The 15,926-nt window shown below is 67.0% G+C and carries 19 protein-coding genes; 5 read left to right on the top strand and 14 right to left on the bottom strand.

The annotated features are described in order from the left end of the window. Positions 1 to 5 precede the first annotated feature (5 nt). Both CP958_RS25195 and traT read left to right on the top strand, forming a co-directional pair. Positions 6 to 1,538, top strand: coding sequence for a S1C family serine protease (locus CP958_RS25195; RefSeq protein ID WP_096704897.1), 1,533 nt, complete (start codon positions 6 to 8; stop codon positions 1,536 to 1,538). Continuing rightward, positions 1,535 to 2,290: a complement resistance protein TraT gene (gene traT, locus CP958_RS25190; RefSeq protein ID WP_096704896.1), complete on the top strand. Its 756-nt coding sequence runs from the start codon at positions 1,535 to 1,537 to the stop codon at positions 2,288 to 2,290. The genes CP958_RS25195 and traT overlap by 4 nt, the downstream gene beginning before the upstream one ends. Positions 2,291 to 2,297: 7 nt before the next feature. Here the strand turns inward: traT and arsA are convergent, their stop codons facing one another. The 14 genes from arsA to CP958_RS25120 all read right to left on the bottom strand — a co-directional run bounded on the left by arsA (position 2,298) and on the right by CP958_RS25120 (position 13,684). Next, positions 2,298 to 4,037 carry an arsenical pump-driving ATPase gene (gene arsA / locus CP958_RS25185; protein WP_096704895.1) on the bottom strand — a complete coding sequence of 580 codons (1,740 nt, stop codon included), beginning with the start codon at positions 4,035 to 4,037 and terminating at the stop codon, positions 2,298 to 2,300. Between the two features lies 1 nt (position 4,038). Next, entirely contained in the window at positions 4,039 to 4,410 is a 372-nt protein-coding gene (gene arsD, locus CP958_RS25180) for an arsenite efflux transporter metallochaperone ArsD (protein WP_096704894.1), read from the bottom strand. After that, complete coding sequence (arsB, locus tag CP958_RS25175) at positions 4,407 to 5,432, bottom strand: ACR3 family arsenite efflux transporter (RefSeq protein ID WP_096704893.1); 1,026 nt, start codon at positions 5,430 to 5,432, stop codon at positions 4,407 to 4,409. The genes arsD and arsB overlap by 4 nt, the downstream gene beginning before the upstream one ends. Position 5,433: 1 nt before the next feature. Next, on the bottom strand, positions 5,434 to 5,892 hold the full coding sequence (locus CP958_RS25170) for an arsenate reductase ArsC (protein ID WP_096704892.1): 459 nt from the start codon (positions 5,890 to 5,892) through the stop codon (positions 5,434 to 5,436). A gap of 22 nt (positions 5,893 to 5,914) precedes the next feature. Continuing rightward, positions 5,915 to 6,415, bottom strand: coding sequence for an arsenate reductase ArsC (locus CP958_RS25165; RefSeq protein ID WP_096704891.1), 501 nt, complete (start codon positions 6,413 to 6,415; stop codon positions 5,915 to 5,917). Further along, positions 6,412 to 6,825, bottom strand: a complete 414-nt coding sequence (locus CP958_RS25160) for a metalloregulator ArsR/SmtB family transcription factor (protein WP_096704890.1) — start codon at positions 6,823 to 6,825, stop codon at positions 6,412 to 6,414. Before CP958_RS25160 ends, CP958_RS25165 begins: the two co-directional genes overlap by 4 nt. 100 nt (positions 6,826 to 6,925) lie before the next feature. Further along, on the bottom strand, positions 6,926 to 7,231 hold the full coding sequence (locus CP958_RS25155) for a cytochrome C oxidase subunit IV family protein (RefSeq protein ID WP_096704889.1): 306 nt from the start codon (positions 7,229 to 7,231) through the stop codon (positions 6,926 to 6,928). Beyond that, positions 7,228 to 7,788 carry a cytochrome c oxidase subunit 3 gene (locus CP958_RS25150; RefSeq protein ID WP_096704888.1) on the bottom strand — a complete coding sequence of 187 codons (561 nt, stop codon included), beginning with the start codon at positions 7,786 to 7,788 and terminating at the stop codon, positions 7,228 to 7,230. Before CP958_RS25150 ends, CP958_RS25155 begins: the two co-directional genes overlap by 4 nt. Beyond that, positions 7,785 to 9,677 carry a VWA domain-containing protein gene (locus CP958_RS25145; RefSeq protein WP_096704887.1) on the bottom strand — a complete coding sequence of 631 codons (1,893 nt, stop codon included), beginning with the start codon at positions 9,675 to 9,677 and terminating at the stop codon, positions 7,785 to 7,787. The genes CP958_RS25150 and CP958_RS25145 overlap by 4 nt, the downstream gene beginning before the upstream one ends. Continuing rightward, the gene (locus tag CP958_RS25140) at positions 9,674 to 10,456 is read right to left on the bottom strand and encodes a CbbQ/NirQ/NorQ/GpvN family protein (RefSeq protein ID WP_170959109.1); all 783 of its coding nucleotides are present in this window, start codon (positions 10,454 to 10,456) and stop codon (positions 9,674 to 9,676) included. Before CP958_RS25140 ends, CP958_RS25145 begins: the two co-directional genes overlap by 4 nt. A gap of 57 nt (positions 10,457 to 10,513) precedes the next feature. Beyond that, on the bottom strand, positions 10,514 to 11,857 hold the full coding sequence (locus CP958_RS25135) for a cbb3-type cytochrome c oxidase subunit I (protein WP_096704885.1): 1,344 nt from the start codon (positions 11,855 to 11,857) through the stop codon (positions 10,514 to 10,516). Positions 11,858 to 11,873: 16 nt separating this feature from the next. Further along, positions 11,874 to 12,323: a cytochrome c gene (locus CP958_RS25130; protein WP_096704884.1), complete on the bottom strand. Its 450-nt coding sequence runs from the start codon at positions 12,321 to 12,323 to the stop codon at positions 11,874 to 11,876. A 22-nt stretch (positions 12,324 to 12,345) separates the two neighbouring features. After that, a complete protein-coding gene (locus CP958_RS25125; protein WP_242443139.1) occupies positions 12,346 to 13,167 on the bottom strand; it encodes a Crp/Fnr family transcriptional regulator in 822 nt (273 codons plus the stop codon). Positions 13,168 to 13,279: 112 nt separating this feature from the next. Continuing rightward, a complete protein-coding gene (locus CP958_RS25120; protein ID WP_096704883.1) occupies positions 13,280 to 13,684 on the bottom strand; it encodes a hypothetical protein in 405 nt (134 codons plus the stop codon). Positions 13,685 to 13,884: 200 nt separating this feature from the next. On the opposite strand from CP958_RS25120, the gene CP958_RS27230 reads away from it, so the two are divergent. The 3 genes from CP958_RS27230 to CP958_RS25105 all read left to right on the top strand — a co-directional run bounded on the left by CP958_RS27230 (position 13,885) and on the right by CP958_RS25105 (position 15,900). Then, the gene (locus CP958_RS27230; protein ID WP_141400646.1) at positions 13,885 to 14,118 is read left to right on the top strand and encodes an arginase family protein; all 234 of its coding nucleotides are present in this window, start codon (positions 13,885 to 13,887) and stop codon (positions 14,116 to 14,118) included. Positions 14,119 to 14,449: 331 nt separating this feature from the next. Continuing rightward, positions 14,450 to 15,667: a type III PLP-dependent enzyme gene (locus tag CP958_RS25110; protein WP_096704882.1), complete on the top strand. Its 1,218-nt coding sequence runs from the start codon at positions 14,450 to 14,452 to the stop codon at positions 15,665 to 15,667. A 32-nt stretch (positions 15,668 to 15,699) separates the two neighbouring features. Continuing rightward, complete coding sequence (locus tag CP958_RS25105) at positions 15,700 to 15,900, top strand: hypothetical protein (RefSeq protein WP_096704881.1); 201 nt, start codon at positions 15,700 to 15,702, stop codon at positions 15,898 to 15,900. The last annotated feature ends 26 nt before the right edge of the window (positions 15,901 to 15,926 follow it).

Raw genomic sequence — 15,926 nt, 5'->3', positions numbered from 1 at the left:
CGGGGATGGGGAGCAATCGGGTCACGAAGGTCTTTGCCGCCCTCCTCCTGATGGCGGCGCTCGCCCTGCCGGCCGCCAGCCGGGCGGCCGATCCCGATCTCCGCACCCTGGTGGAATCCGCCAAGGCGGCGGGCGAGAATGCCCCCGACGTGGCGAAGATGACCCTGGTCAACGCCACGTCCCGGTACCTGAGGCGCATCGACGGCGACATCGACTTTCCGTTCCAGGTGGGTGTCGACCTGCCCATCGACGCCCAACCGCGCGACCTGGGAACGGCGCTCAAGGGGCCGACAGAGAAAACCGGCCGTTTCGTGGTGGTGTTCGACGTGGCGCTGGCCAAGGTGTCGCGCAAGGTCCGCGACATGAAGGATCAGGTGTCGCGCAAGGTCGTCTCGGTCAACAAGATTCAGAATCCGGCCTATGTGCGGGCGGTCAGCCAGTTCGACAAGGCCTCGGCCCGGCTGGAGAAGCGCCCCGACCATCCCAAGCTGCAAAAGCAGATGGACGACGCGCAGGCCAAGCTGGCGACCACGCCGCAATTCCTGGAACAGCCGGTCTACGGCCCCTATGCCTACAGACTGGCCGATATCGAGGGCACCAAGACCCTGACGGTCAACTACCATCTGGTCGACCGGACGACCGGGCGTTACATGAAGTCGGTACTGGACGTGGTGGAGCGCGAGCGCTTCACCATCGTCTACGACCTCGACCCTTCCGATCCCGGCCAGGCCGGCCTCAGCAGCGACGTGGCCCGCGAGGAACAGGTGCGCTTCTGGGAGCGGGCGCCGGTGATGGTGTCCCTGGCCGAGCTTCTCGACCATGCGGTGGCCCAGGGCGGCCCCAACCAGCCGGCCGCCGATTTCACCGCCCTGCTGGACGAGGTCGCCAAGGACCGTGGAAGGGCGGTGGCCCGCGCCGAGGCCGAGCGCTACGAGGAACGCCCGCTCAACGATCCGCGCTTCGACAGCGTGGTGGCCATCTTCACTCCCAGCGGCATGGGCAGCGGCTTTTACGTCCGTTCCAACATCGTCATGACCAACTGGCACGTGGTCCAGAACCGGCCCATCGTGGAATTGCGCCTTTACGACAAGCGCGAGACCTTCGGGCAGGTGATCGCCAAGGACGTGCTGCTGGACCTTGCCCTGGTCAAGGTGCAGACCCGGGGGCGGGTGGTGGAGTTCTATCAGGGCAAGGACCTGCTGCCCGGCGATCAGGTGGACGCCATCGGCCACCCTCACCGGCGCCTCTTCACCATCACCCGCGGCGTGGTCAGTTCCATCCGCCGGATGACGGGCCGGAGCAACGAGACGCAGTTGGAGCGCAAGGCGCTGTACATCCAGACGGATGCCGACATCAATCCCGGCAATTCCGGCGGCCCGCTGTTCAAGGGCAACAAGGTGGTCGGGATCAATTCCATGTCGGAGCCGGGGCGATCCTCGAGCAACAACGATATCGCCGTCCCGGCCCCCGGCCTGAATTTCGCCGTCCACTTTGCCGAAGCCAAGCGCTTCCTTGACGAAGCCATGAGGGGAGAATGAGCATGTCCATCGACCGGCGCCTGTTCCTGGCCACCGGCCTGGCCGCCGCCCTGGGCGCCTGCCAGCGCCGCAACACCGGCGACATGGTGGTCGACCCCAAGACCGACCGCATGTACGGCATGCGCTCGGATGCGAGCCTGTTCACCGATCCTTCCCTGTTCCCCAACCGCCGGCTCAAGCTCAGCTTGCGCAACATGTCGGGCGATCAGGTCTGGGACCTGGACGCCACCCGCGAGCGCCTTTACCAGGGCTATGTGGGCAAGGGCTACGAGCGCTCGGATGGCAACGATTTCGGCCTGAAGGTCGACCTCAATGTCATCCGCAGCCAGCAGTTCGACCGCGACATGATCGCCCAGTACGGCTTTCTCGGCTCCACCGGCGGCGTGGTCGCCGGGGCGGCGGCGGGTGGAGCGGTGGCGGGAGCCGGCGGAGCGGCGGCCGGGGCGGGCATCGGCATGGCGTCAGGCGCCGCGCTGGGCACCCTGGCCGGCTATTTCACCCGCGACAGCATCTACGTGGTGATCACCGAAGCCATCTTCGCGGTGCGCCGCAACGCCTCCAAGGCGCGCCGGGTCGTCACCTTCGACGGCAGCCCGCGCGTCGAGGAATGGGAGGAAAGCAGCTATGGCTCGTTCCACCGGGTCCATCGGGTGCTGATCTCCAATTACGGCGGCGGCCGCTCGGTGACCCAGACCGACATCGCCGACGACATCCGCGAACGCCAGATCCGCTCGCTGATCAGCCTGATCTGAACCGGACTCAGCCGCCCGCGAGCAGGGCCGCCAGCCCCTTTGTCCCCACCGGCGTTTCCGCCTGCCAGGCAACCAGCGCGGCGCGCGGCGCCAGATGGTCGGCCACCTTGCGGATGAAGGCCATCTCGTAACGGCCACGCCGGGCCAGGACGGGATGGGTGGTGCCGCTGGCCAGCAGGCTTTGGTTGATCACCCAGGCGTAGGGCTTGATGCCGGCCCGCGCCAGATCGTCCTGCAGGCGCTCGGCCTCGTGCACCGGGGTGGCCTCGGCCAGGGTGACGATCAGGATGCGGGTAAAGGCGGGGTCGCGCAGCCGGGGCAGTAGCTGGCGCACCGAATCGGGCATGTCGGCCTGGGTGCGCATCACCTCGCGGTGATAGGCCTCGGCGGCGTCCAGCAGCAAGATGGTGTGGCCGGTGGGCGCGGTGTCGAGAATGACGAAGCGGTCCCGCCCCTCCTCCACCGTGCGGGCGAAGGCGCGGAATACGGCGATCTCCTCGGTGCAGGGCGAACGCAGATCCTCCTCCAGCATGGCGCGGCCGGCAGCGTCGAGGCCGGAGCCGGCCTTGGCCAGTACCTCGTCGCGGTAGCTCTCCACCTCGGCCTCGGGATCGATGCGGGCCACCGTGAGGTTGGCCATACCGCCTTCCAGGGCGGCGGCCACATGGGCGGCGGGATCGGTGGTCGACAGGGTCACGGCATGGCCGCGCCCGGCCAGCGCCACGGCGATGGCGGCGGCCAGGGTGGTCTTGCCGACGCCGCCCTTGCCCATGGTCATGATCACCCCGTTGCCCATGGCCTCCAGGCCGTCGACCAGCGGCGCCAGACCCGGCGGCAGCGTTCCCGCCGGGGCGCAAGGCGCCTCCGCCGGCTCCTCGGCCGATCCGAGCATCAGCCGCAGGGCCGCCAATCCGACTGTTCCCCCCGGCAGGAAGGGAATCTGCCGGCGCGGCAGACCCGCCAGACCGGCCGGCATGGTGGCCAGCGCCTCGGCGCCGCGCCGTTCCATGGCCCGCGCGATGGCATCGTCGCTGTCGCCCGCCGCAAATACGCCGTTGAGGGCGAGGCGCAGATTGGCGACGCCCAGTTCGGCCAGCTCGCGCCGGGTGCGCTCGGCCTCGCGCAGGGCGGCGACCTCCGGGCGGGCCACCAGCACCACGGTGGTGATCGCCGGATCGGCCAGTTGCGCCACGGTGGCGGCATACAGCGCCTTTTGCTTTTCCAGCCCGGCCAGCGGCCCCAGGCAGGACGCCCCGCCGGTGGAGGACGCGATGAAATCGGTCCAGGCCGAGGGCAGGGTCAGCAGCCGCAGCGTATGGCCGGTCGGGGCGGTATCGAAAATGACGTGGTCGAACGCCGCCGTCGCCGCCGGATCGCCCAGCAGCTTGGCGAATTCGTCGAAGGCGGCGATCTCGACCGTGCAGGCGCCGGAGAACTGCTCCTCCATGCTGGCGATGGCGGCGGCGGGCAGGATGCCGCGATAGGGGCCGACCATGCGCTCCTTGTAATCGTGGGCGGCGGCTTCGGGGTCGATGTTCAGGGCGAACAGGCCGGGAGCGCCGGCCACGGCGGTCGGACTCTGACCCAACGCGGTGCCCAGCACCTCATCCAGATTGGACGCCGGATCGGTGCTGACGATAAGGACCCGCTTGCCCGCCTCGGCCAGGGCCAGCCCGGTGGCGCAGGACAGCGAGGTCTTGCCCACGCCGCCCTTGCCGGTGAAGAACAGCGTGCGGGTGTTGTCCATGTCAGCAGCACCCTGTCTTGGGCGAGCAACAGGATGAGGACCCGTCGGCCTTGATGGTGATGCGGGGCTTGGCCGCGAGACCGAGCTTGGCCGCCAGCTGGTCGCGGGACAGGTGCACGCCGGTCGAGACGATGTGGCCGTCGACGGCGATGATCGGCAGGCGGTCCATGCCCGCCTCCATCTCCTTGACCACGGCCGGGCTGGCGGCGAAGGCCTGGGGTTCCTGCCCCAGATTGTAGCGCCGCACCTCGACGCCCTGCTCGGCCACCCATTTCAGGTCGGCGGCGAAGGTGACCAGCACGGGATCGACCTCGGGACCACAGACTCCGGTGGAGCAGCACATGGCGGGGTCATAGACTTCGAGCTTTTTCATGATGTCCTCCTCTCGTACCAGCCCTTGGACCGGTTGACGATTTTCACCACCGACAGCATCACCGGCACCTCGATCAGCACGCCGACCACGGTGGCCAGGGCGGCGCCGGACTGGAAGCCGAACAGGGAGATGGCGGCGGCCACCGCCAGTTCGAAGAAGTTGGAGGCGCCGATCAGGGCCGAGGGACCGGCGACGCAATGGGCGACGCCCAGCTTCCTGTTCAGCAGATAGGCCAGGCCCGAGTTGAAATAGACCTGGATGGTGATGGGTACCGCCAGCATGAGGATGACCAGCGGCTGCCTGATGATCTGCTCGCCCTGGAAGCCGAACAGCAGCACCAGGGTGGTGAGCAGCGCCACCAGGGCGAGCGGCCCCAGCCGGGCCAGGGTGGCGGTCAGGGCCTGCGGCCCCCTGGCCAGCAAAAGCCTGCGCCAGACCTGCGCCAGGATCACCGGCACCACGATGTACAGCACCACCGACAGGAACAGGGTGTCCCACGGCACGGTGATGGCCGACAGCCCCAGCAGCAGCCCGACGATGGGGGCGAAGGCCACCACCATGATCAGGTCGTTGACCGCCACCTGACTGAGGGTGAAGTGCGGCTCGCCATTGGTCAGGTTGGACCACACGAACACCATGGCGGTGCACGGCGCGGCGGCCAGCAGGATCAGCCCGGCCATATAGGACTCGATCTGCCCGGCCGGAAGGTAAGGCCGGAACAGGTGGCTGACGAAGATCCAGCCCAGCAGCGCCATGGAGAACGGCTTGACCGCCCAGTTGATGAACAGGGTGACGCCGATGCCCTTCCAGTGCTCCTTGACCTGATGCAGCGCGCCGAAATCGATCTTCAGCAGCATGGGAATGATCATCAGCCAGATCAGCACCGCCACCGGCAGGTTGACCTGGGCCAGCTCCAGCCGGCCGATGGCCTGGAACGGCCCCGGCAGCCAGTGGCCCAGCGCCACGCCGGCCGCGATGCACAGGGCCACCCACAGGGTCAGATAGCGTTCGAACAGGTTCATCCTAGGCCTCCCCAGCCCTTTCCGGGCCGAGTTCGATCAGCCGGCGCACCTTGGCCTCGATCATGGAATAGACCTTGCGGAACTCGGCCAGCCGCTCCTCGTGGCTGCCCTCGGCTGCCGCCGGATCGGGAAAGCCCATGTGCACCTTGGACGGGTGGCCCGGCCATATGGGGCAGACTTCGCCGGCGGCGTTGTCGCAGACGGTGATGACCAGATCCATTTTCGGCGCATCGGGCAACGCGAACTCGCCCCACGACTTGGACCGGTAGCCCTCGGCCGGCAGCCCCTTCTCGGCCAGCACTTCCAGCGACAGGGGATTGACCTTGCCCGTCGGATTGCTGCCGGCGCTGAACGCCCGCCAGCGCCCGCCGCCCAGATGGTTGATCAGGGCCTCGCCGAGGACGGAACGGGCGGAATTGCCGGTGCAAAGAACCAGAACGTTGATCATGGAATCAGTCATAGAAATTGCCTTGTCGCGTGTGTCAGGTCCGGGGCTTGCCGATCTCGTTCAGGTGCTTTTGCAGCGACAGACGGTCCAGGGACTGGATCGGCAGGGCGGAAAAGACGCTGATACGGTTGTTCAGCATGCGCATCACGTCGGCGGTCAGCACCGCCTTCTCGGTGGCGGTGCCGTCGCAGCCGACAGGGTCGGGAACACCCCAATGGGCGGTCATGGGCTGGCCCGGCCACACCGGGCAGACCTCGCCGGCGGCGTTATCGCAAACGGTAAAGACGAAATCCAACTCGGGCGCACCCGGCCGGGCGAACTCCTCCCAGGATTTGGAGCGGAAGCTATCGGTGGGGAAGTTCAACTTCTTCAGCAGATTGAGAACCGTCGGGTCGATATGGCCCTTAGGCTGGCTGCCGGCGCTGAACGCCTTGAACTTGGCGCCGCCCTCGCGGTTGAGGATGGCTTCGGCCATGATGGAGCGCGCCGAATTGCCGGTGCACAGGAACAGGACATTGTAGGTCTTCTCGCTCATGGTGGTCCCCCACAGCAGGCTTGGGAAGCGGCACCGGCGGGCAAGGCGGCTCGGCCCTGATCGCACAGCACCTGGACCGGAACCCGATTGACCATGGCCAGCAGCCGGCGGTCCTCGGCGATGGTGGGATCATCGGCCAGCGAGGCCTTCACCATGTCGAGGAATTGCGGGGCGTAGGCGTTGAGCCCACGCTCCGCCAGCCGGTAATAGACCCACTTGCCATCCCGGCGCTGCAACAGCAGGCCGGCGACCTTCAAGGCCGCCAGATGCTTGGAGATGGTGGCGGTCGCCAGGCCGAGGACGGTGGTGATCTGGCAGACGCACAGTTCGCCCCCCTCCAGCAGCTTGAGGATGCGCACCCGGCTGGGGTCGGCGACGGCCTTGGCCACGGTTTCAAAGGTTTCGATCATGGACGGACACTGCCATCATTTCGCCGTACAGGAAAATGATAGTTCCGTGACGCAGCCGATTCAAGGGGATTGATCGGACCTCAGCCCTGGCGAAGGGGTTTCAGTGGCCGCCCCGCAGCAGGGCCGCCAGATAAAGGGCGAAGCAGCTCCCCAGGATCACCAGCAGCAAGGCGTTGAACAGGCCGCGCCAGCCGCCGCCCGCCCGCCGCAGATCGAGGAAGTGGTCGAGGACCTGCCGCCCCTTGATGAAGGAGGCGACCAGGGCCACGGCCACCGAGCCCAGGCTGGCCCGCTGACCGTCCGGCCCCAGCAGGGCGGCCCCCACCGACAGGACGGTCAGGCCGGCCAGCACGGCCCAGGCGCGGTTCAGGCGGCGCCCGTGGGCGCGGGAGGTTTCTTCGCTCATCGCAGCAGATACACCAAGGGAAACAGGATCAGCCAGATCAGGTCGACCATGTGCCAGAAGGCGGCGCCGGTCTCCAGATTCTCCACGCTGTTCTTCCAACCGACGATGCTCAGCACGATGATGCCCATCACCACGTGCAGGGCATGAAAGCCGGTCATCAGGTAGAACAGCGTCCAGAAGGTATCGGTCTCGATGCCCAGGCCGTGGGCGGCCTTGTCGGCGTATTCGATGCCCTTGACCGTCAGGAAGCCCAGGCCCAGCGCCCCGGCTCCGGCCAGAAACAGGCGGGAGCGCCCGATTCCGCCCTCGGCGCGGGCCTTGACTGCGCGGGCCGCCAGCCAGCCGCTGGTCACCAGGATCAGGGTGTTGAGGCCGCCCAGCGGAATGCTCAGCGCATTCTGCCCGGCCAGCACCATCTCGGGATGAAGCAGGCGCACCACGGCGAAGCCGACGAAGAAGGCGCCGAACACCAGCATCTCGCTGAGGATCAGCACCCACATCAGGGGATTGCCGGGCAGTTCCGACAGGGCGCCCCAGTTTTCCGTCTGGTCGCTCATGCCGCCAACTGCCGGTAGATGCGGGGCAGCGCCGCCGACAGATGGGCCAGATGGCCGACGATGGCGTAATGGCCGCGCCCGAACAGGTGGGGGAAATAGCCCTGGGCCTTGCGGTCGATGGTGACGCCGAACACGGCCAGCCCCTTGGTCCGGGCCTCCAGCACCGCCTTGCGGGTGTCCTCGATGCCGTAGCGGCCCTCGTAGTGGTCCACGTCGTTGGGCTTGCCGTCGGTGAGGACCAGCAGCAGGCGGTGACGCTCGGGCCGTTCCTCCAGCCGTTGGGTGGCATAGCGCAGGGCGGCGCCGATGCGGGTGTAATAGCCGGGCTTCACCGCGCCGATGCGGCGGATCACCGCCGGCCCGAAGCCTTCGTCGAAATCCTTGACCACGTCCAGCTTCACCCATTGCCGCTTGCGCGAGGTGAAGGTGGCGATGGCGAAGGGATCGCCGCAGGCGGCCAATCCATGACTGAACACGGCCAATGCCTCCTTTTCCACATCCAGAACCCGGCGGTTGTCGATCCAGGCATCGGTGGACAGCGAGGAATCCACCAGCACCATCACCGCCAGGTCCCGCTCCTGGGCGCGGTGGCTGGCCCACACCCGGTCCGAACCGATACCGCTGGCCACCAGATCGCAGCGGGCACGCACCACCGCGTCGGTGTCCAACTCCTGGCCGTCGGCCTGGGCGCGCAACAGCATGGGGCGGGTACGCAGCGCCTCGAACTGCCGCTTCACCGCCCGGATATGGCGCCGCACCGCGTCGTCGGGCGTCCAGTCCTCGCCCTCCTCCGCTGCTGGACCGACCAGCACCGAGCAATGGTCGGGATGGTAGACATTGCGGCGCCAATCCCATTCGGGCAGCAGGAACGAGCCGGTCAGCCGGCTGACATCGGTGGCCGAGGGCGGCAGGTCCAGGTCGAATTTCAGCTTGGTGGCCGCCTTGCGCGAATGCTTGGCCAGCGTGATGGTCTCGAGATCCTCGGCGGCCTTCTTGGCCTCTTCCTCGTCGGTGTCGTCGGCGGCCCGGTTGACGTTGACCATGTCGGCCATGGCCAGAATCTTCTCGAAACGATTGAGGATCAGCGAATCCTTGCGGTCGGCGTTGTCCTCGTCCCGGCGTTCGGCCTTGCGGCGGGCCTGATCCTCGCCCTCGTCCCGCCCGCCGCCGCCCGCCTCGGGCTCGGCATCGTCGGGGGGCAAGGCGCCGGCCAGACCGGGCAGGCATTCGCCCCACAGGGGCACCGGCAGGAACGGGTGATAATCGCGGAGAGACTTGGCGGAAATGGGGGCGATTGCGGTCTCCGGATCGGCCAGCACGGCCAACACCATTGCCTCCACCCGGGCCTCGATACCGGACAGCCCGCGGCGGGGCCGCGCCGCCGCCAAGGCGGCGCACAAGGCGCGATGGCGGGAAACGAGTCCGGGAAAGCGCTTCAGCACCTCCCGCGTGGTGCGCCGCGCCTGGGCGAGGCGGGCCAGATCGGCGGCCAGCGGCTGGTCGGGCAGGGGCGCCGGCTCCAGCACGGCGAAATAGGCGGCCAGCCAAATATAGAGATCGCGGTTGAGTTCGATCGAGGGAAACAGCGCCATGGCGGGCGGCAGGGACAGGCTGGTCTCATCGCGGGTGGCGGCGACCAGCCGCTCGGTCTCCATGCCGATGCGCTGGCGCAGGTCGAGCCGGTGACGGGACTCGCGGGCGGCGGCGGCGGCGATCTGCAAGCCCCGCTCGCCGCCCAGGCCGCGAAACAGCACGGCCAGACGGGGACGCATGGATTCCAGGGTCACGGCGGCCTCGGGGTGGGACGGCCAACTGGCCTTGTCGCCCACCCAGCGGTGCCAGAGGGTGCCGACCCGCTCTTCCAGTTCCAGGAAGGAGAGCAGGCTCATGCGAAGATGGCCCTGGCCACCTCTTCCAGCCCGGCCTTCACTTCCGGGTCGTCGGACAGCGGCTCGATCATGGTGACCTGCACGGCCTCGCGCACCGACAGGCCCGCCGCCATCAGGGTGGCGCAATAGACCAGCAGGCGGGTGGAGACGCCTTCCTCCAGATCGTGGCCCTTGAGCGCCCGCAGGCGGCCGGCCAGCAGGATCAGCGGCTGGACCTTGCCTTCGTCCAGGCCGGATTCCTCGGCCACCACCCGGCGCTCCAGATCGGCGGCGGGAAAGTCGAATTCGATGGCGACGAAGCGTTGCCGCGTCGACGGCTTCAATTGCTTCAGCACGTTCTGGTAGCCGGGATTGTAGGAGGCCACCAGCATGAAGTCGGACGGCGCCTCCAGCATCTCGCCGGTGCGCTCCAGCGGCAGGATGCGCCGGTCGTCGGTCAGCGGATGCAACACCACGGTGACGTCCTTCCTGGCCTCCACCACCTCGTCGAGATAGCAGATGCCCCCGGCCCTGACCGCGCTGGTCAGCGGCCCGTCGGTCCAGGCGGTATCGCCGCCCTTCAACAGATAACGCCCGGTCAGATCGGCGGCGGTGAGATCGTCGTGGCAGGACACGGTGAACAGCGGGCGGCCCAGCTTGGCCGCCATATGGGCGACGAAGCGGGTCTTGCCGCAGCCGGTGGGCCCCTTGAGCAGCAGGGGCAGACGGCGGCTCCAGGCCAGTTCGAACAGGGCGCATTCGTTGCCCTGGGGCAGATAGAACGGGAGTTGGTCGGACATGGGTAACTCCGGGAAAGCGGGACGGCGGCCCATGGCCGCCGCCCCTTTCTCATGTACTTACTCGGCAGGCTGAGCGGCGACGCGCCCCGCCTGCTTGGCGCTGCCGGGAACCACCAGCGACCAGACGATCAGGATCACGCCCACCAGGGTGGCGACGCCCGCCCCCAGACGCATCCAGTAGAACAGGCCCAGCGCGTCCTGCACTTCCATGAAGTTCATGCCCATCACCCGCTGCAGATGGCTCTGCACCACGCCGGCGAAGGTCAGCGCGAAGGTCATGAAGGTGACGCCCGACGACGTGACCCAGAAGCCCCACATGTTGAGCACCTGATTATAGGGCTCGCGCTTCAGGATGTTGGGCATGGCATAGGTGAACATGGCGATGTTGAGCATCACATAGGCGCCGTAGAAGGCCAGATGCCCGTGGGCCGCCGTCACCTGGGTGCCGTGGGTCACGTAGTTGATGGGAGCCAGGGTATGGAGGAAGCCCCACACGCCCGCGCCGAAGAAGGCGAAGACCGAGCAGCCCAGCGACCACAGCAGCGCCGCCTTGTTGGGATGGGAACGGCCGCCCTTCCACACCATCATGAAGGTGAAGATCACCATGGCGAAGAACGGCGCCACCTCCAGGGTGGAGAACACGCTGCCGATCCACTGCCAGTAGGCCGGCATGCCGATCCAGTAGTAGTGGTGGCCGGTCCCCAAGATACCGGAGAACAGCGCCAGACCGATGATGACGTAGAGCCACTTCTCGACCACCTCGCGGTCGACGCCGGTCATCTTGATCATCAGGAAGGCCAGCACCGCGGCCATGACCAGTTCCCACACGCCTTCCACCCACAGATGGACGACCCACCACCAGAACACCTTGTCCAGGATCAGGTTGGAGGGGTTGTAGAGCGAGAACAGGAAGAAGATGGCGATGCCCCACAATCCCAGCAGCAGGACGTTGGTGATGGCGGTCTTGCGACCTTTAAGCACCGTCATGGTGATGTTGTAGAGGAACATCAGCGCCACCACGACGATGGCCAGCTTGATCCACAGGGGCTGTTCCAGGAACTCGCGTCCCTCGTGGATGCGGAACAGGTAACCGACCACGGCCGCCGCCGCGCCGAACAGGAACAGCCAGAACTGCACGATGGCCAGCTTGGGGCTGTACAGCTCGGTCTCCGCCTCCTCGGGGATCAGGTAGTAGGAGCAACCGAAGAAGCCCATCAGCAGCCAGACGATCAGCGCGTTGGTATGGATCATGCGCGCGATGTTGAACGGCAGCAGCTCGGACAGAAAGTTCGGTACCACGACGATGGTGCCCAGCACCACGCCGAAGATGATCTGGGCGACGAACAGGCCCAGGGCTCCGGCGATATAGTAGAGGGCAACCTTTTGCGATTCGTATTTCATGTTTTCCTTCCCCCTCTTAGCCGGAAACCTTGGGCGGCCAGTTCTGGGTGTTGACTTCGCTGGTCCACTTCAGGAAGTCGACCAGTTCATCCAGTTCGGTGTCGGTGATGTCGAATTTGGGCATCTGGCGCCGCCCCTCGATGCCCGAGGGCTGGCCCTTCATCCAGGCCTTCAGGGCCTCGCGGGCCGAATCGGCGTCTTCCCGGCCGCCGTAGCGGACCCAGACATTGCCCAGTTCGGGGGCGAAATAGGCGCCCTCGCCCATGATGGTGTGGCAGTCGACGCAGGCATGGCGTTCCCAGATATGCTTGCCCGCCGCCACCGACGGCGTGACGGGATGGGTTTCGCTCATGGCGTTGACGGTGGAGACGCTATGCGCCACCAGACCGATGAAGATGATGAAAAAGAATGCCGTGCCACCATAGAAGATGTTTCTGGCGGCGGATTTTGTCAGAACGTCCGACATTGCGCTCCTCCGGTACGAGTGATCAGGAAAGGCTCTTGAAGGTCCTGTAGGCGGCCAGTTGCTTGTGCTGGGCCGTGCTTCCGTCCTGGGTGGCGATGCCGAGTTCCCCCTCGAGCAAGGCACGCAGGGCCGAAATATTGTTGAGAACGATGGTGTTGCGGTTGAGCCGGCCGACCAGCCCGGCCGAGACCAGCCGGGTCAGCGAGCGGGCGAAGTGGGCCGGCGTGATGCCCAACTGGCCGGCGATGGCCTTCTTGGGGATATCGAGGACGAAGCTGTGCTCGGCCCCCGCCTTGGCCGCCTGCTCCAGCAAGAAGGTGGCCAGACGCTGGACGCTGGTCAGGCAGCGCTGGGCCATCAGGGCGTCGGCCAGGGTCTGGGTGGCGGCGGCCACCAGCCCGAGGAAGGCATGGGCCAGCGGACTGCTCGATTGCAGCAGCGCCAGCACGTCGGTGCGCGGGATGCGCACCACCAGCGATCCGGTCAAGGCCTCAGCGGTGAAGACATGGCGGCCGGTGAACAGGTCGGCGGCATCCAGAATGGCCGGGGCCGCCACCCCGTCGACGATCACCCCGTCGGGGCCGTGCAGCACCACCTGGCCCCGCATCACCACATGCAGGTATTCGGCCGGCCCGCGGGCCATGAACAGGGTGGCGGCCTCGGTGTTGTGGCACACCGCCGCGTCGTGCAGCAGTGCCTCCATCTCATCGCCGTCCAGCAGGTCGAAGGGGGCGATGTCGGCCAGACGCTCCAGGGCGGCCCGGTCGGGGTGGCGCCTCGGCCAATGGCCGAAACCGAGGGCCGGCGGTCCCTTGGCGGCGGGCGCGGCAGTTTCCAATCTCATGATCCTTTGCTCCTTCAGAGGGGAGCCACGCCAGGTCGGACCACGCGCCGTCAGGCGGCGCCGGTCATCGGAGCAGGCGGGGTATCCCGGTCACGTTCGCAGGCGAAAGCGCTCAGGCGGAGAAAGGGGGGGCACGCGACGGGCCATCCCCCGGCAGACGGCGGGAGAGCGGAAGAACCTGGGATTCCGAGACGAAGCCGACCCGGACCGGGGCGGCCAAAACGGTTCCATCCCGATCGTCCAGGAAAACGGCCAGCGAATGGGGCGCCGGCACGCAGTACAGGCAGTGATCGTCCTTGGCCTGTTCCTTCCTGCTCTTGGAGCAGATGGATTTGACCAGATCCGAAAGCAGCCGGTCGACGCTATCGCCGGACGCGGCCGACACCACGGCGGCGCTCGGCACCAAAGTCCCGCCCAGGGCCCGCGCGCCGGTCACCCACTGGGTCGCCAGACCGGCGATCAGCAGACAGACCAGAAAACGCGAAATCAGGGCGTGCTTCAGTGAGGAACGCATCATGGCATGAAATGTAGGACATTTTCGGCAGCGCACATTGACGATGGTCAACGATGAAGTTCACACCAAGTTCAGACAAAGGTCATATCGTTGATTTCGGTAAAGAACCACCACCGCTACATCACTCAGACTCAGGACTGACCTTGGTATTGACCAGCAATAACCACGAACAATTTACGTGTATATGCCACAACCCTTCATAAATCCACAAACATTATAATGATATCCAGAACGTCACCCTGCGAAGACCAGGACAAAGCCACGGAGTCGGCGGGCTGCAGACCTATCTCAGCTTCCACATCGGCGCCATCGATCCGGGGCAGGCGCCCGGCACCGGCGGGCCCGAGGTGGGCGGCCTGTTCACCTGGCGGGTGACGTCCATCCCGCGCCGCCCGGCCGGCGTGGACCCGACCCGGCAAGATCCGGAGAAATTGTAACATTTCAGGGTCTTGCCCCCTCCCCCCGGAGGGTCTAGAGTCAACTCAGTGACGCACACGCACGTGCCGATGGCCCTTTGTAGGTTATGCAACGACGCACGCGTCCTTTTTGGAGGAGCCGGTAGAAATGGGCCGGTACCCGAAAGGGAGGTGGACATGTTGACGACCAACGCCCCGGGCGCAGTTCCCCTATTCAATCCCGAGCGTACCCTCAGTCCGTGACGACGGCCTAGGCGTTCGCCCTCGCCGTCGTTGCACCGAAGGTTTCGCCGCCACTCCCGGTCTGGCCGGGAAGGGCGCAAGGATCGATTCCAGCCGGGGAGTCACGACCATGAACATCACCCGCATCCGTCCCCTGCCTCGCCGCGACGGCACCACCCCGGCGCTGCCGTCGACACGCGCGGCGGTGATGAGCCTTCGCCCCGATATTCCCATGCTCTGCCTGCGCCCGGCCAAGGCGTGCAGGGAAGCGGCGCGCTTCGTCGCGGCCTTCCCCGGCCATGTCCTGTACGCGGTCAAATGCAACCCGGACGAGGCGGTGCTGCGCGCCCTGGCGGCGGGCGGCATCCGCCATTTCGACGCCGCCTCCATCTCCGAGGTGCGGCTGGTCCGCCGCCTGTTCCCCGACGCCCATATCCACTTCATGCATCCGGTCAAGGCCCGCTCGGCCATCCGCGAGGCCTATGCCCAACACGGCGTGCGCGACTTCGTCCTCGACAGCCCGGAGGAACTGGCCAAGATCGTCGAGGAAACCGGCCATGCCCGCGACCTGCGCCTGATGGTGCGCATGGCCCTTGCCAAGGGCGAGGCCCGCCTCGACCTGTCGGGCAAGTTCGGCGCCCCGGCGCAAACCACCGTGGCACTGCTGCGTGACTGCGCCGCCGTCGCCAAGACGGGACTGGCCTTCCACGTGGGCTCGCAGTGCTGCGATCCCACCGCCTGGGAGCGCGCCCTGGCCCAAGCCGACACCATCATCCGGACCGCCGGAATCGACCTCGATGTCCTGGACGTGGGCGGCGGCTTTCCGGTGAGCTATCCCGACATGCGCCCGCCGCCGCTCGGCGCCTTCATGGCCGCCATCCGTCGCGGCGTGGCCCGCATGGCCCTGCCGGCCGGCTGCACCCTGTGGTGCGAGCCCGGACGCGCCCTGGTGGCCGCCTGCCAGTCGCTGGTGGTGCAGGTCCAAGGGCGACGCGGCGACATGCTGTTCATCAACGACGGAGTCTATGGAACCCTGTCGGATGCCGGAGCGCTGGGCTTTTGCTATCCCTGCCGCCTGATCAAGGCGGCGGGCGCCAGCCACGGGGCGCTTCACCCCTTCGGATTCTATGGGCCGACCTGCGATTCGCTCGACCGCATGGAGGGGCCGTTCCCGCTGCCCGACGACATCGCCGAGGGCGACTGGATCGAAATCGGGCAAATGGGGGCCTATGGCGCCTGCCTGCGGACGGAATTCAACGGCTTCGACCACATCCTGCGGGTCGAGGTGGGCGAGCCGGCCACCGGTCATGCCATGGAGCACAAGACCACGGATCACCGGGCGGCCTGACCCGGAGCATCGAGAAAAATGGGGAGGACGACATGGAAAACTGGACCCGACTGATCGACGCCGGCCGCGAGTTGGCCCAGGCCTTCGACCTGCTGGACCGGGCCGCCGAGATCACCGCCATCTCGACGGCGGCGGTCGTCACCAAGCAAGGCCTGTTGGACGCCGCCCATCAGGCGGTGGCGCGGACCAATACCCTGCTCGCCCGGCACTGGCCCCCTACTCCGGCCCTATGACGGCGCAGAAACGCACTTTCCCCCGG

Source organism: Magnetospirillum sp. 15-1 (genome assembly GCF_900184795.1).
Lineage (GTDB): Bacteria > Pseudomonadota > Alphaproteobacteria > Rhodospirillales > Magnetospirillaceae > Phaeospirillum.
Note: the sequence above shows the minus strand (reverse complement) of the source record. Positions and strands in the feature narration are given on the sequence as shown.

Excerpts from the sequence above, each read along its gene's own strand:
- CP958_RS25110 (WP_096704882.1), top strand. The coding sequence starts at position 14,450 with ATGAACATCACCCGCATCCGTCCCCTGCCTCGCCGCGACGGCACCACC.
- arsD (WP_096704894.1), bottom strand. The coding sequence starts at position 4,410 with ATGAAAAAGCTCGAAGTCTATGACCCCGCCATGTGCTGCTCCACCGGA.
- CP958_RS25105 (WP_096704881.1), top strand. The coding sequence starts at position 15,700 with ATGGAAAACTGGACCCGACTGATCGACGCCGGCCGCGAGTTGGCCCAG.
- CP958_RS25195 (WP_096704897.1), top strand. The coding sequence starts at position 6 with ATGGGGAGCAATCGGGTCACGAAGGTCTTTGCCGCCCTCCTCCTGATG.
- CP958_RS25145 (WP_096704887.1), bottom strand. The coding sequence starts at position 9,677 with ATGAGCCTGCTCTCCTTCCTGGAACTGGAAGAGCGGGTCGGCACCCTC.
- CP958_RS25130 (WP_096704884.1), bottom strand. The coding sequence starts at position 12,323 with ATGTCGGACGTTCTGACAAAATCCGCCGCCAGAAACATCTTCTATGGT.
- CP958_RS25125 (WP_242443139.1), bottom strand. The coding sequence starts at position 13,167 with ATGAGATTGGAAACTGCCGCGCCCGCCGCCAAGGGACCGCCGGCCCTC.
- CP958_RS25160 (WP_096704890.1), bottom strand. The coding sequence starts at position 6,825 with ATGATCGAAACCTTTGAAACCGTGGCCAAGGCCGTCGCCGACCCCAGC.
- CP958_RS25140 (WP_170959109.1), bottom strand. The coding sequence starts at position 10,456 with ATGTCCGACCAACTCCCGTTCTATCTGCCCCAGGGCAACGAATGCGCC.
- CP958_RS25155 (WP_096704889.1), bottom strand. The coding sequence starts at position 7,231 with ATGAGCGAAGAAACCTCCCGCGCCCACGGGCGCCGCCTGAACCGCGCC.
- CP958_RS25150 (WP_096704888.1), bottom strand. The coding sequence starts at position 7,788 with ATGAGCGACCAGACGGAAAACTGGGGCGCCCTGTCGGAACTGCCCGGC.
- arsB (WP_096704893.1), bottom strand. The coding sequence starts at position 5,432 with ATGAACCTGTTCGAACGCTATCTGACCCTGTGGGTGGCCCTGTGCATC.
- CP958_RS25165 (WP_096704891.1), bottom strand. The coding sequence starts at position 6,415 with ATGAGCGAGAAGACCTACAATGTCCTGTTCCTGTGCACCGGCAATTCG.
- traT (WP_096704896.1), top strand. The coding sequence starts at position 1,535 with ATGAGCATGTCCATCGACCGGCGCCTGTTCCTGGCCACCGGCCTGGCC.
- CP958_RS25120 (WP_096704883.1), bottom strand. The coding sequence starts at position 13,684 with ATGATGCGTTCCTCACTGAAGCACGCCCTGATTTCGCGTTTTCTGGTC.
- arsA (WP_096704895.1), bottom strand. The coding sequence starts at position 4,037 with ATGGACAACACCCGCACGCTGTTCTTCACCGGCAAGGGCGGCGTGGGC.
- CP958_RS25170 (WP_096704892.1), bottom strand. The coding sequence starts at position 5,892 with ATGACTGATTCCATGATCAACGTTCTGGTTCTTTGCACCGGCAATTCC.
- CP958_RS25135 (WP_096704885.1), bottom strand. The coding sequence starts at position 11,857 with ATGAAATACGAATCGCAAAAGGTTGCCCTCTACTATATCGCCGGAGCC.